Genomic DNA, 14391 nt, shown 5'->3' with positions numbered 1-14391 from the left:
ATAACTATTGACGATGCGGGGCACGCCACTGGCGTTGCCCCGCATTATTGCGCTCTAGCGCTGCCCGCTCCACGTAAAGTTAAAACCATGAGCCAGAACCTGCCACGTGCTGCCCGCAATTACTTGGAGCAACTTCGCCGTGCCTTGGATTTCCTCTCCGAGGATGAACGCAAGCAAGTTCTTGAACAAACTCGTGACGAGATTAAACGACTGCCCGATGGTGGACGGCGTAAGCGCGAACTAATTAGTCTGCTGGGGGAGCCTGCCGTCAGAGCGATGAAGTTCGAGCGCACCGAACCCGAAGATTTGGAAGTGAGCAGTGGTAAGCACTTCTTGACTCGAATTCTGGCTTGGCCAATTTTTGCTTTGTCGCTGATCACCGTAGTGGTGGTTCTTTTCTCCCCGCCACACGACGCGATGATTGGCCCGGTTGGTTTGACTGGTTGGCTGAATTCACCCGGCGGCTGGCTGGCCGAGCTTGAAAAAGTGATGGGTGCGCAGCTGATCTGGTTGGCGTTTATCCCGGCTGTGTTGAGCTTGATCCCATTGCGAATTAGCGGTGTGACGTCGCTGATTCTTCAGGTTATCGGGGCGTTGCTGATGAGCGCTGTTTGTATCAGCGGCGGCTCAGTTATGGCCGCGTATTTCATCCCGGTCACTGTATTGTTGTGGGCCCAGATATTCACACCACTATTGATGATGCGTGGTTCCATGGCCCGTCCAGACCCAGGATGGATGATCACCGCTGCGGTGCTCCTCACTGCTGCAGTTGCCTTTACTACCTTCCAGGGCTTGCAGGGTTTTGAAGGTCCGGTGTGGATGATTTTGGCCCCGGCTGCGTTGCTGGTGGTACTGGCCATCTTGCTTCCACTGCGCTGGAAGAGTGCACATATTGCCTTGGTCGTCACCGGGATACTGGTGATTGTCGCAGGCTTTAGCGCCTCGCTACCGAGTACCTATGGTGCAGTTCTACTGTGGCCTTGGCTAGCTGGCGGTTTGGCATTTGCGGCAGGCCACTTGGCCATGGCTGCGGATCTGTGGCACGAGCGGGCACGAAAGCTATTGGCTTTGTTCTAGTGCTATTGGGCGTGCTAAACGTATTTACTCCGATATTGCGTATATCCTCATGAGATGGCCGAAATTAAGGAAACTTCGCCCGTGCCGACGGCGAAGCGAGGACGCGGACGCCCCCGCAAAGATTCTGAGTTCACATCTTTAAGCAAAGATTTGTTGGCCGAAAAGGCACTGGAAATTGCTGGTGCTGAAGGGTACGGAGCACTGACCATGCACCGCCTGGCTTCCGACTTTGGTGTTACGCCCCGCGCCCTATACAACTACGTGGCGGACCGTCAAGAGGTCGTTAACCTCGCAGTGCAACGCTTCCTAGCTATTAGCCCGCTGGTTGAATTTGATTCTTCCAACTGGAAGCAAGGAGTCCGCCAGGCCTACGTCGCCACGCGGACTGCCTATCGCGCCTACCCACGTGCATCCCAAATGAGCTGGGACGACAAGGTAGATGTCGCGCCCGGACCACGACGCACCGAACTCATTGAGCGTGTACTACGTTTCTACGTTGAAATCGGGCTGACGCTGCAACAAGCGGTAACCATGGTTCGCGCGCTAGAACGAGACGTTTTGGGATTTGTCCTGCACGTTGATTACTTCTTTGACCGACGTGAAGCTGGGAACTCGGACTCCTTGAGCCACCTTGTCTCAGCACAACGTCTTGATGCCTACCCAGAGATTTCAGCACCGTTAGCGCGTCAGGCACTAGAACTGCCTGCGCCGGATAGTGACGAGCTCTTTGAAGAAGTTATCGAAACTCGGATTCTTGCCATTGAACAGTGCGTGTCGAAAAATCGTCAATCCGAGACTGACCAAGCATAAAACTTCTGGTCAAGGAATAATCCGCGACGTAGTTGCGCTGTAGGGACTAAAGCCAAAGGATCCTGTGGCTCGAAAAATGTGCTGAAAGTTGCCCACTATGTCGCAGAGCCCACCCGAAGCGCCACCTGAGTCCGGAGAACTATCACCGGCAGCCCGCTGGCGCTTGCTCGGTGTGCTGCTCGCTGCCATGTTCATGTCGCTGGTCTCGGTCAGTATCGTCAACGTCGTGCTACCGTCCATCGGTTCCACGTTGCACGCCAGCGAAGCCGATATGCAGTGGGTTCTAGCCGGGTATGCATTGACCTTCGGCGTGGTTCTTGTCGCCGCCGGACGGGTCGGTGACCTGCTGGGTCGAGGTGTCATCTTTGTCGCCGGTGTCGCGATTTTTACCGTGGCCAGCATCTTGGCGGGGTTCGCCGCTGATCCGCTGATGCTCAATGTTGCCCGATTTATCATGGGCATTGGATCAGGGCTGCTCAACCCGCAAGTTATGGGCATGATCCAGCAACACTTCCGCGGTGCCGCCCGAGGACGCGCCTACGGACTGTTGGGCACCGTGGTCGGATTCTCCGTAGCCGTTGGTCCGGTACTCGGTGGGCTATTGATCAACTGGCTGGGTGCGGATGCAGGCTGGCGTTCGACTTTCCTCATCAACGTTCCCGTAGGCGTAGTCGCCATCACCCTAGCTCTCTTGTGGCTTCCCAAACCACTATTCACCAAGCCAGCAGGAAAACTCGATCTGGATCCAGTGGGTGGACTGGTGCTGGCGATGAGCATCTTTGCGTTGTTGCTACCTTTTGTTCAAGGCCGCGAAAATCCAATGTTGTGGTGGTTGCTTCTCGCAGCCGCCGTGTTGCTGTTGGTGTGGATCTGGTGGGAAAAAATTACAAAGAACGTGGCCGTGAGCCAATGGTGGAACTGGGATTGTTCAAAATTCGCAGTTTCACCAACGGTACGCTCATTGCTGGACTGTACTTCATGGGTGTCTCCAGCGTGTGGGTGCTGGTGGCCATCTACGTTCAAGCTTCCCAAGGTTTCACTGCACTGGAAGCTGGCCTGATCTGTTTACCCGCTGCCTTGCTTTCGGCGTTTAGTTCTCATATTGCAGGCCGTTATGCCACCACGCTGGGGCGCAAGCTGCTGATCGGGGGAACGCTCAGTGCGTTGTTGGGCTTGATTGCAACGATTGCTGTGGTGTTCTTCGAAGATCGAGGCAACCTCAACGTCTGGTGGATGTTGTTGTCACTGACCTTTATCGGTATTGCTCAAGGCTTCATCATTTCCCCCAACCAGGCGTTGACCCTGATGGAAGTGCCCGTGGCCAATTCGGGCAGCGCCGGCGGTCTGATGCAGACTTCGCAACGTGTGGGAACTGCTGTGGGCATCGCGGTGATCACCGCAATCTTCTACGGTTTGAACCACGTTGCCGGCTACTCAGTGGCCATGGAATTATCCTTCGTCGCGATCTCAGTATTGGTGATTGCAACCCTGCTGGTGGCCATCGTTGACTTACGGCAAAGCCGTACCATCAAGCGCGTCTCAACGCGAGAAGAATACATCCCGGTTGAAGAAGGTGCGCAATGCACGGTGACTGGTGCGATCGAGGTTGTTGGACCTAAGAAGCCGAGCCAACCTGCCGACGCTCAGCCATAAGGGCAGCAAAGCGAAAAGCGAGAGGACAGACCAATTGGTCAGTGTCCTCTCGCTTTATTGGTAATGCCTGCAGATAGTTCTTAGCTCACGCGGTAGCCAGAAACCAAAGGGCAATCAAAAGGATCTCGTGCGGACAGGCCCACCTTGTTGAGGTAAGTGATCACCTGTGCGTAGGATTCGCGCATGCTGGCCACGGTGTAGGGGATCTGGTGATCTGCGCAGTACTGACGCACGATGTCGGACACTGCTGCAAGATTGGCACGCGGCATGGAAGGGAACAGGTGGTGCTCCACCTGGTAATTCAAGCCACCAAACAGGTGGGAGAGAATCCGGTTGCCCCACGACGAGCGAGCCATGATGTTACGGCTGGTCAGTACCTGACGTGAGAAGAAGTCAATGCGAGCATCGCCCGGAACCATAGGCATGCCCTTGTGGTTCGGTGCGAATGAAGCGCCCATGTAGATACCGAAGACAGCTAGCTGCACGCCGATAAAAGCGAACGCCATGCCAACGGGAAGGAAGACAAAAATCAGTGCAACATACAGTCCCACACGCAGTGCGATAGCCCAGATCTCACGCTTACGGCGCTTGGCGCGATCAGCGGTGAACAAGTAACGGATTGACTGAATATGAAGATTCAATCCTTCCATCGTTAACAATGGGAAGAACAGGTATCCCTGACGCTCGGTGATCCACTTGAGGATTCCACGCTGGCGCTGAGCATCAACCGGCTGGAATGAGATGGTGTCCCACTCGATGTCGGGATCCTTGCCAATGGTGTTGGGAGTCGCGTGGTGCTTGTTGTGCTTGTTCATCCACCACTGGTAGCTGATGCCCACAACGATATTGGCCAGGAACTGGCCCAGCTTGTCATTGGTCTTGCCCGAGGACAGGATCTGACGGTGGGCCGCTTCGTGTGCGAGGAATGCAAATTGCGTAAGTAGGATTCCCAGCGCTGCAGCAATCAGTAGCTGGAACCAGCTGTGGCCCAAGAGGATTGACCCGGCAATGGCTGAACCCAAAAGGATAACCAGCACTGATCCGAGGCCAAGGTAATGGGCGCGACGACGTCCGGACAAACCTGCATCCTGAACGAGTTTCTTAACGTGGAAAAAGCTCTTGGGGTCTCCGGGCCTGGTGGTAGGTGCGGAGTTCTGAAGAACGGAACTGCTACTCAAGTAATTTCCTAAGTTGAAGTAGCTGGCGACATCTCAGTCGAAAGAACGGAAAGTCTCGGCTCCTATGTCTTCAAGACTACGGTATGCGTCTGTGAACGAACCCTAAATGTCCTTGATCTTCTCCCGTATTAATAGACAACGGTGAGTTGGCCATCGGAGATTTCCCAACGGGTTGTAAGCCGGACATTCTCCAGCAACCTACGGTCGTGGGTGACCAACAGCAACGCGCCTTCGTAAGCTTCGAGGGCTTCTTCTAATTGCTCGATGGCCGGGACATCCAAGTGGTTCGTCGGCTCGTCAAGCACCAGCAGATTCACGCCACGCGCTTGCAGTAGAGCCATCGACGCGCGGGTGCGTTCGCCGGGTGACAAGGACTTGACCAGCGCAGTGGATTGGTCTGCCTTCAGCCCAAACTTTGCCAGCAGGGTGCGCACTTCAGCTGACGAATACTCGGGGACCGCTTGTTCAAAAGCCATGCCCAAGGCCAGATCCCCTGGCAGCTGGCTACGGGCCTGATCAATTTCGCCAATGCTCACCGAGCTACCCAACGAAGCACTGCCGTGATCCGGGGAGAGCTTGCCGAGCAACATGTTCAGCAGTGTGGACTTGCCGGCACCATTGGGGCCGGTGATGCCAATGCGGTCCTCGGAATTAACCTGCACGGAGACCGGACCAAAGTTATAGTCGCCCTGCTGTAGCGCCGCTTCGTTCAAAGTGCACATCACCGATGAGCCACGCGGTGCGGGTGCAATCGAGAATTGCAGTATCCACTCTTTGCGAGGTTCATCAACTTCATCCAGCCGGGCGATACGAGATTCCATTTGGCGAACCTTGGCGGCCTGCTTTTCTGAGGACTCGCTATTGGCACGACGACGGATCTTGTCATTATCAGGCGCCTTACGCATGGCGTTACGTACGCCTTGGGAAGACCACTCGCGCTGGGTGCGGGCACGGGAGACGAGGTCGGCTTTCTGATTTTCGAATTGCTCGTAGGCTTCCCGGGCATGGGTGCGGCTGATGGCACGTTCGGCGAGGTAGGAGTCATAGCCACCCTCATAGACGGCCACCTTATTTTGGGCCAGGTCCAATTCGATGATGCCGGTGGTGCAACGCGCTAAAAATTCGCGGTCGTGGGATACCAGAATGACCGGGGAGCGCAGGGAATTAATGAACTCTTCAAGCAGTTCGAGTCCGGCGAGATCTAGGTCGTTGGTGGGCTCATCAAGCAAGATGATGTCAAAACGAGAAAGCAGTAGCGCTGCCAGAGCGACTCGGGCTACTTGTCCGCCGGAAAGGGCTGTCATTTCCGTTTCTAAAGACAGGGTGAAACCTAATTTGGCCAGCACCTCAGGAATGCGGTCCTCGAGGTCCATGGCGCCGGAGGCCATCCAGTGATCAAAAGCGTTGGCGTAGGCATCATCGGCGCCCGGCTTGTCGCTACCTAGGTCTTCTGCCGTGGCTTCCATGCGTGCGGTGGCCTCGGCGCAACCAGTGCGACGAGCCAGATATCCGGTGATCGTTTCGCCAGGAATTCTTTCGTGCTCCTGAGGAAGCCATCCGATAAAAGCAGAATCCGGTGCGGTGCTGACCGTTCCTGCCTGTGGGGTTGCTGCCTTGGCTAACAGCGAGAGCAAAGTTGATTTGCCTGCGCCGTTGGCTCCCACCACTCCGTAAACATCCGAGGTACTGGCAGTGAAGCTCAGAAGAGAAAACAGGGTTCGGTGGGCGTGGCCACCAGAAAGGTCTTTGGCCACGAGTGTTGCAGTCATGGCGTTAAGTCTAGTTTGAAATCAGCTTGAACACAGACGAGTGGTTCGAGCCCTCATATTAGAAGAGCTCGAACCACTTTTGTGTGATGACTTCCTAGGCGGAAGCTTCACCAATGCGCTGGAACTTCAGCTGACGACGCGCCAAACGATGGGCATCAGGAATAGCCCGCGCCAACGAAATCTCGGCAGCAATTGCAGCGCCAAGTTCCTGACAGAATTCGCGAGGACGCTTCGCCGCATCGATCTGTTCCTCCACTACATGGTCAACTAGTCCGGCCTCGCACAATGAAGCAACACTGATCTTTTGTCCGCGAGCCATATCGGCCGCCTTGTCGGTGGTGCGGTGAATGATCGCGCTGGCACCTTCCGGTGGCAACGGCGAAAGCCAAGAATTTTCGGCAGCCAGGGTGCGGTCCGCCGGGAGCAGTGCCAACGCTGCGCCACCAGTTCCTTGGCCCAAGAGCACTGACACCGAAGGGGCGCGCAGGCCAATGAGTTCATTCAGCGATCGCGCGATTTCCCCGGCCAACCCACCTTCTTCTGACTGCACCGATAGCTCGGCTCCGGTGGTATCAATGATGGTCACCAACGGTAAGTTCAATTCTTGAGCCAGCTGCATACCTCGTCGTGCCTCACGTAACGACGCTGGACCCAAACTTGCTGTCTCCGGGTGCCGAGGACGCTGTTGCCCAATTACCACACACCCCTGGTCGCCAAAGCGAGCCAGGGCAAGCATCAAGCCGGGATCCTTTTCACCCTGGCCGGTGCCGTTCAGCGGCAAGGCCTCGTCAGCAGATGCTAACAGCATCCGAGTATCGGGCCGACGGGGGTTGCGACTAGCAATCACCGATTCCCAGACGTCTTTGCTTTCGCGCAGATACGGCTGACCTGCCGGGGCCGGAAATTCATTGCCCGACGGAGCTGCCTGCAAAATAGACAACGCACGATCTACCAAGCTGGAGAGTTCCTGCGGCGGAACGACAGCATCAATCAGTCCCTTACGGAACAGATTTTCTGAAACCTGCACGCCATCTGGGAACGTCTGATCATAAAGTGCTTCGTAGACGCGCGGGCCCAGGAAGCCTAGCAGGGCTCCGGGTTCAGCGACGGTGATATGCCCCAATGATCCCCACGAAGCCATGACACCACCGGTGGTGGGGTGACGTAGGTACACCAGGTAAGGCAGGCCAGCTTCCTTATGTCGACGCACCGCATCGGTAATGGAGACCATGCCCAAAAATGCCAGTGTGCCTTCCTGCATTCGGGTACCGCCGGAGGCTGGTCCGGCGAGCAGCGGAAGCTTTTGCGCGGTGGCCCGCTGAATCGCAGCCACAATGCGCTGTACCGCTGCCTGCCCGATAGAACCGGCAAGGAATTTGAACTCAGAAACGATGACCGCCACTTCGCGCCCGTGGATCCGACCCTTACCGGTAATAACCGCTTCGTCGGCGCCACTTTTAGCTTCGGCCGCCTGAAGATCTGCCGCGTATTCTGCGCTCAGCGGTGGCTGTTGTGGCTTTTTATCCCAAGATTCAAAAGAATCAGCGTCCAGCACAATATCAAGCAGGGCCGCGGCGTCGATGCGCAACGTTGGGGTACTCATCTAGGCTTCATCCTTTCGAGCCTGTAGCCATTGCTCAATTTCTTCGGCGTCACCGTTGAGTACTGGAGGTGCGCTGTGCTTGGTGCGTGTGGTTTCCTGATTCGTGGCCGGGTCAAAGAAACGCAGCGGGGGGCCAGGAAGGTTGATCTTGCCAAGGACCTCATGCTCAACTTCGACGATCAGACCTTGCGACTTGACCTGTTCCCACTCATACACTTCTTCGATGCTGCGTACCTTGCCCGAAGGAATCCCGGCTTCATCGAGTGCGACTAGCAGATCCTGCGCGGTGTAGCTAGCGAATGCTTCTTCGATCAAAACGTTCAGTTCCGGACGGTTTTCCACGCGGGCCGAGTTATCGGCAAAGCGTGGATCATCAGGAGGAAGACCGAAAGAGTTGGCGAAGTTCTGCCACAGCTTCTGGCTGCCGATGCTGATCTGAACCTTCGAGTCCTTACAGGCGTACAAACCGTACGGGGCGATCGAGGGGTGGTGATTACCGATGGCCTTCGGATTTTGTCCGGCCACGGTGGCACGGGTTCCTTGGAACGCATGCACACCGATGATTGAGGCCAGCAGGGAGGTGCGAACTACCTGTCCGCGTCCGGTCTTTTCTCGTTCAAGTAGCGCGGCCAATGCGCCGTAGGCTCCGTACATCCCGGAGAGCAGATCCGCGATGGGAACACCGACCTTCTGTGGATCTTCCGGGCCTGAACCGGTGATCGACATGAGCCCAGCTTCACCTTGAAGGATCTGATCGTAACCGCTGCGGTGAGCTTCTGGTCCGTCGTGGCCAAAACCGGTAATCGACAAGATGACCAAGCGCGGGTTCAGTTCGTGAAGAACCTCAACGCTGAAGCCGAGTCGGTCCAGCACGCCCGTGCGGAAATTTTCCATCAGAACATCGCTGTTTTTGATCAACTGAACCAGCTTGGCTTTGTGCTCTTCATCTTTCAGATTTAGTGACAGCGAGAGCTTATTGCGATTGCACGACAGGAAGTAGGTGGCCTGACGGTTATCTTCTGGTCCAACAAAGGGCGGACCCCAACTTCTGGTGTCATCTCCGGTACCGACGGTCTCGATCTTGATGACCTTGGCGCCAAGGTCGCCCATCATCATGCCGGCGTGGGGGCCGGCCAAGGCACGGGTTAGGTCCAGAACAACGTAGCCGCTCAGTGGTCCGGTGGCACCTTGGCTCGAAGTGGCAGCTGTTTGCGTAGTTGAACTCATGAGGAGCCTCCTTTAGATGGCAGGTAAGTAATGAGAATTAGTGTTTAGAGCCAACCGGGAAGTACCAGCAGCGCCCAAGCCAAGATTGGTCCTGCAACAACGATGATGCCGCCGTAGCCAAGCACCTGCTTGTAGAACCGGTCCTTGTCGGTGCCTTCCGGGGCATTGGCAAGAACCAGCGCACCGTTGGTAGAGAAGGGCGAGACGTCAACAACGGTCGAGGCGATGGCCAACGCGCAGATCAATCCGGTAGCGCTGATTGATCCGCTGTCAAGGAATGGAATGGCCAGTGGAATCAATGCTGCCAAGATGGCGGTGGAGGACGCGAAGGCGGAGACCACAGCGCCGATGTAGCAAATCAGTAGCCCGGCGAGCAATGGTGCCCCAAGGTTGGCCACACCGTCAGAAACGTACTTGATGGTTCCGGCTTCTTCCAGGACACCAACAAAGGTGAGCATGCCGCAGATGAGCAAGACGGTAGACCAGCTGATCTTGTTGACGGCACCCTTTTGTGCAGCCGGGTTGACCAGTGCGAGGAAGACAGCGATGGTGATCGAAACAAATCCAACATCAACCTTGAAGCCCAGAGCGATTACTGCCAGGGCGATCAATCCGATGATGGTCATAATCTGGCCAAAACGCTGGCCCGGAGCATGCGGAGCGGCACCGTCGCCAGCTGGGTCGCGTGGTCCGTAGGTTCCCGAGCCACTGGCCTTGAAGTCAACGTCTGCCGCATGGGCACCGGCAGAAACGCTTAAGCGTGCTTCGGCAACACGTTCAGCAATTGCACCAGCGCGCTGGCCGGCAAGCTTACGTCCACCCAAAACGAGGAAGAGGACAATGGCGATGGCCAGGTTGAAAATAAAGCTGGTCAGGAACAAAGCGGTCGGGCTGAATTCAAAACCGGCCTTGTCGATCAGGCCGTTGACGATGACGCCGTAGACGGCGATAGGGGAGAAGCCGCCGGCCTGGGCGCCGTGTACAACGAGCATGCCCATCATCAGTGGGTTGATCTTGTAGCGCTGCGCGAAGTTCAAAGCGATAGGTGCGATGATCGCAACCGCCGCTGGGCCCAAGGCGCCAATGGCGGTGATGGCTGCGGTGATGACAAACATGACCCAAGGAATCAGCGCAATGCGGCTGTCCACCAGTTTCACGGCTCTGTCCACCAAGATATCGATGGTGCCGTTATTTTGGGCTATGGCAAAGAGGTAGGTAACGCCTACCAACGTTAAGAACAGACCGCCAGGGAAACTGGCGAGAATTTCTTTGGAATCCATGCCAAGGAAAAGAGTGCCGAGCAGGAATGCTCCGACGAAGGCCAGGGCCCCCATATTGATGGGGAACATTGTGGCGACGATGAACATCACCGCCAGAATGATGATGGAAACTAATGCGACAGACATGTGGAATATCCTTTTCGTGGTGGCCGCAAAGCGAGGTAGTTTGTATGTGACGAGCGTCACTGGCTCACTGGCCTAGCCTCCTAGACTCTGAGTGTCTTGTCAAGTCAATTTTCGGTGTAGGTTGGTGCTAAGAAACATCAAAAAGGAGTGAACATGGCTGAGATCCAGAAGCCTAAGGGCTTTGCCAAAGTGCAGCGCCCTAGGCTTTATGAACAGCTCATGCAGCAGATCCTGGCCTTTGTGGAACAAGAGCAACTCGGGGCCGGTGACCACCTGCCAGCTGAGCGAGAATTAGCAGACCAGCTTGGGGTTTCCCGAGCAACGTTGGCTCAAGCGCTTGTGGCGTTGGAGGTCTTGGGCGTCATTGACGTAAAGCACGGAACCGGTGCCGTCTTGGTGTATCGACCGAGTGTGGCCACAGTGTTGCGGGAGCTACGCGAACACGAAAATAGGCTTCCCGAAATTGTCGAAGCCCGTAGCACCCTCGAAGTGAAGTTGGCATCGCTGGCGGCCGAACGACGTACCGAAGAGGACCTCAAAAGCATCAACCAAGCCCTGGATGTCATGGGTGAAGAAATTGCTAATGGCGGCCGAGGTGAGAAGGGTGACGAACTTTTCCACGAGGCAATTACGAGGGCCGCAAAGTCTGCGGTTCTACAGAAGCTGATGACTTTTATTTCCGAGATGGTGCTAGAAACGCGTCTGGAATCTCTGGGTCAGCCCGGGCGTCCGGAGCGGTCTTTGGAGTCGCATCGGAAAATTGCTGAGGCAATCCGAGATGGTGATTCTCAGGGTGCTGCGGTTGCGATGCAAGAGCACATCGAGATGGTTTCCGACGTTGCGTTGCTTAAGGATCTTTCCTAGGTCAGCGGGTTGTTGAGTATCTAATGCCGGCGCAGATCCAGACGGTCACCTGATTCGGATTTAGCGCGCGGGCTACAGCTCCACGTGCTTCAAACGCGAAGACTCCCGTGGGATAACGAGATGACGTTGTCTCACAGGAGTCTTTTGAATGATGTGTCCTATACCTGGTTGCCCAGCTTGAAGCCCTTCGACGGCTCACCTCGGTAGGTGCCGTCTTCATCTTTTTCGCGAGTGTAGGAGAAGCCGTCGGCGCCGACGGTCACCGCCATCTCCGAGTCATCGGTGCGGGCGATAACTTCCTGAACGTTGCCGTCCAGATCCAAGACTTTGGAAGCTTCGGTGTACCAGGACGGTACAACCGGGTTGCCCCACCAGTCGCGGCGCTGGTTATCGTGCACATCCCAGGTGATGACCGGGTTGTCTGGATCGCCGGTGTAGTAGTCCTGCGTGTAAATCTCGATGCGGTGATCATCTGGATCCAAGATGTACAGGTAGAACGCATTGGAGACACCGTGACGGCCTGGGCCGCGCTCGATGCGATCCGAGATGCGCAGTGCACCCATCTTGTCGCAGATCTGAATGATGTTGTGCTTTTCGTGAGTGGAGAAAGCTACGTGGTGCAGACGTGGTCCATCACCACCGGTGAGCGCGGTGTCATGCACGGTACCCTTACGCTGCATCCAGGCCGCGTAGGTGGTGCCTTCTTGGTCCTGAATGTCCTCGGTGACGGTGAAGCCCAAGTTTTCCAGGTACTTACGTCCGCGGGGCACATCTGGGGTGACCTGGTTGAAGTGGTCCAGACGAACCAATTCTCCAGCCGAGTACAGGTCGTAACGCATGTGTAGGCGCTCAACGTGGGTGGTTTCGAAGAAGAACTCGTAAGGGAAGCCCAGTGGATCTTCCACACGCACGGCGTCGCCGATGCCCTTGACGAAGCCTTCTTTGCGGCGTTCGGTGCGACAGCCCAGTTCCTTGTAGTAAGCCTCGGCCTTATCCACTTCTTCGGTGGAGCGTACACGGAATGCCATCGCTTTGAGCGCTGCCACCGGCCCCTTGGTGAGTACCAAGTTGTGGTGAATGAATTCCTCGAAGGAACGCAGGTAGATCTGGTTCTCATCTTCATAAGAAACATGAAGGCCTAGTACGTCCACGTAGAACTTGCGCGAGGCGGCCAGGTCGGTGACCACCAGTTCGGCGTAGGCGCAGCGCAGAATATCCGGCGCTGAAAGAGAAGGGGTAGGGATTGGGTTAGAAATCTCTTTGCTCATGTTGTTGCTCCTTTGCAAACAATCAAAGTACGAGTTAGACGCCGAACTTAGGGAGTGGGCTTCGTTCAGGGTGATCTGGATGGACTGCTGGGTGGTGTAGAAGTCCACCGAACGGTAGCCTCCCTCGCGTCCCAGACCCGAAGCCTTCACACCGCCGAATGGGGTGCGCAGGTCGCGGACGTTGTTCGAGTTCAGCCACACCATGCCGGACTCGATCTGGTGCGCGAAGTTGTGCGCGCGCTTCAAATTGGAAGTCCATACGTAGGCGGCCAGGCCGTACTTGGTGTTGTTGGCCAGCTCCAGCGCTTCCTCGTCGGTGTCGAACGGGGTAATGGCTACCACTGGGCCGAAGATTTCTTCCTGGAAGATCTGTGCATCAGGGGCGACATCGGCGAAAACGGTAGGGGCAACGTAATTGCCCTCTTCGAAGCCTTCGGCACGGCCGCCACCGGCCAGCAGGCGGCCTTCCTTCTTGCCGATTTCGATGTAGCTCATGACCTTCTCGAAATGCTTAGGGTGCACCAGCGAGCCGACCTCGGTCTTCGGATCGCTTGGCAGGCCCACACGGATGTTTTTGGCGCGTTCTGCGAACTTGGCAACAAAATCATCATAGATATCGCGCTGGACCAGCACGCGGGAGCCGGCGGTGCAGCGCTCGCCGTTCAGCGAGAACACGCCGAAGACGGTGGCATCCAGGGCCGCATCCAAATCAGCGTCGGCGAAGACCACTGCCGGGGACTTGCCGCCTAGCTCCAGGGACAGGCCCTTGAAGAACGGGGCAGCCGCGGTGGAGATGGTGGCGCCGGTGGAGGAATCTCCGGTGAAGGAAACCAGTGGCACATCTGGGTGCTTGACCAGGTAGTCTCCGGCCACAGAGCCGGAGCCGAAGATCAGGTTAAAAACGCCTTCAGGCAGGCCTGCTTCGCGGAAGATCCCAGGCCACAGGCCAGCAGAAAGTGGCGTGTAGCTGGCAGGCTTCATCACCACGGAGTTGCCGGTAGCGATGGCCGGAGCGAGCTTCCAAGATTCCTGCATGAACGGAACGTTCCATGGGGTGATCAGTGCGGCCACGCCAATTGGCTTGCGGTTCACATAGTTCATCTGGCGCCCTGGCACGCGGAAGGAATTATCTACCTGAGCCACGATCAGGTCAGCGAAGAAGCGGAAGTTCTCTGCCGCCCGGCGGGCCTGACCCTTGGCCTGGGTGATAGGCAGACCGGAGTCGTAGGACTCAAGCAGAGCCAACTCGTCATCGCGGGACTCAACGATGTCAGCGATCTTATGCAGTACCCGCGAACGTTCGCGCGGAAGCATCTTGGACCAAGGTCCTTCCTTGAAGGCCTTCTTGGCGGCAGCGACTGCCAGATCCACGTCTTCTGGCTGAGCAGAAGCTGCGGTGGCGTAATTCTGATTGGTGACCGGTTCTTGAACGTCGAAGGTTGCTCCGCCTTTGGAGTCAACAAATACGCCGTCAATGTAGTGCTGCAGGTGAGTTGGCAGGTGTTCTGGTACGAAGTGCTTGCTCATGGCAATTCC

11 protein-coding genes and 1 pseudogene are annotated in these 14391 nt (G+C 56.4%); 5 read left to right on the top strand and 7 right to left on the bottom strand.

The annotated features are described in order from the left end of the window. Positions 1 to 87 precede the first annotated feature (87 nt). From N6V40_RS13510 to N6V40_RS13495, 4 genes are all read left to right on the top strand, one after another. The gene (locus tag N6V40_RS13510) at positions 88 to 1077 is read left to right on the top strand and encodes a DUF1700 domain-containing protein (protein ID WP_262197984.1); all 990 of its coding nucleotides are present in this window, start codon (positions 88 to 90) and stop codon (positions 1075 to 1077) included. A gap of 81 nt (positions 1078 to 1158) precedes the next feature. Beyond that, on the top strand, positions 1159 to 1887 hold the full coding sequence (locus tag N6V40_RS13505) for a TetR/AcrR family transcriptional regulator (protein WP_262197983.1): 729 nt from the start codon (positions 1159 to 1161) through the stop codon (positions 1885 to 1887). A gap of 97 nt (positions 1888 to 1984) precedes the next feature. Further along, positions 1985 to 2947 (top strand): MFS transporter, encoded by a 963-nt coding sequence (locus tag N6V40_RS13500; RefSeq protein WP_396267885.1) that lies wholly within the window; start codon positions 1985 to 1987, stop codon positions 2945 to 2947. After that, entirely contained in the window at positions 2866 to 3540 is a 675-nt protein-coding gene (locus N6V40_RS13495; protein WP_396267883.1) for an MFS transporter, read from the top strand. Before N6V40_RS13500 ends, N6V40_RS13495 begins: the two co-directional genes overlap by 82 nt. Before the next feature lie 80 nt (positions 3541 to 3620). Here N6V40_RS13495 and N6V40_RS13490 read toward each other — a convergent pair whose 3' ends face one another. From N6V40_RS13490 to N6V40_RS13470, 5 genes are all read right to left on the bottom strand, one after another. Then, positions 3621 to 4718, bottom strand: coding sequence for a fatty acid desaturase family protein (locus N6V40_RS13490; protein ID WP_131087914.1), 1098 nt, complete (start codon positions 4716 to 4718; stop codon positions 3621 to 3623). Positions 4719 to 4846: 128 nt separating this feature from the next. Then, positions 4847 to 6487 (bottom strand): ABC-F family ATP-binding cassette domain-containing protein, encoded by a 1641-nt coding sequence (locus N6V40_RS13485; protein ID WP_262197981.1) that lies wholly within the window; start codon positions 6485 to 6487, stop codon positions 4847 to 4849. A 94-nt stretch (positions 6488 to 6581) separates the two neighbouring features. Next, a complete protein-coding gene (locus N6V40_RS13480; protein ID WP_131087916.1) occupies positions 6582 to 8090 on the bottom strand; it encodes a carboxyl transferase domain-containing protein in 1509 nt (502 codons plus the stop codon). After that, entirely contained in the window at positions 8091 to 9317 is a 1227-nt protein-coding gene (locus N6V40_RS13475) for a CaiB/BaiF CoA transferase family protein (protein ID WP_131087917.1), read from the bottom strand. It lies immediately after the preceding gene. Positions 9318 to 9361: 44 nt separating this feature from the next. Then, on the bottom strand, positions 9362 to 10723 hold the full coding sequence (locus tag N6V40_RS13470) for an SLC13 family permease (protein WP_262197980.1): 1362 nt from the start codon (positions 10721 to 10723) through the stop codon (positions 9362 to 9364). Between the two features lie 153 nt (positions 10724 to 10876). Between N6V40_RS13470 and N6V40_RS13465 the strand changes: the two genes are divergently transcribed. Further along, positions 10877 to 11587, top strand: coding sequence for a FadR/GntR family transcriptional regulator (locus N6V40_RS13465; protein ID WP_131087919.1), 711 nt, complete (start codon positions 10877 to 10879; stop codon positions 11585 to 11587). Between the two features lie 158 nt (positions 11588 to 11745). Here N6V40_RS13465 and hpaD read toward each other — a convergent pair whose 3' ends face one another. Together hpaD and N6V40_RS13455 are read right to left on the bottom strand one after the other, a co-directional pair. Next, positions 11746 to 12843: a 3,4-dihydroxyphenylacetate 2,3-dioxygenase gene (gene hpaD, locus N6V40_RS13460; RefSeq protein ID WP_396268668.1), complete on the bottom strand. Its 1098-nt coding sequence runs from the start codon at positions 12841 to 12843 to the stop codon at positions 11746 to 11748. A 63-nt stretch (positions 12844 to 12906) separates the two neighbouring features. Beyond that, positions 12907 to 14382: pseudogene (locus tag N6V40_RS13455) on the bottom strand (aldehyde dehydrogenase); the annotation flags it as partial. Positions 14383 to 14391 lie beyond the last annotated feature (9 nt).

Origin of the sequence: Glutamicibacter sp. M10 (assembly GCF_025452055.1) — a bacterium.
In the GTDB taxonomy this organism is placed as follows: domain Bacteria; phylum Actinomycetota; class Actinomycetes; order Actinomycetales; family Micrococcaceae; genus Glutamicibacter.
The sequence above is the reverse complement of the archived record's forward strand: the minus strand, read 5'-3'. Positions and strand labels throughout refer to the sequence as shown.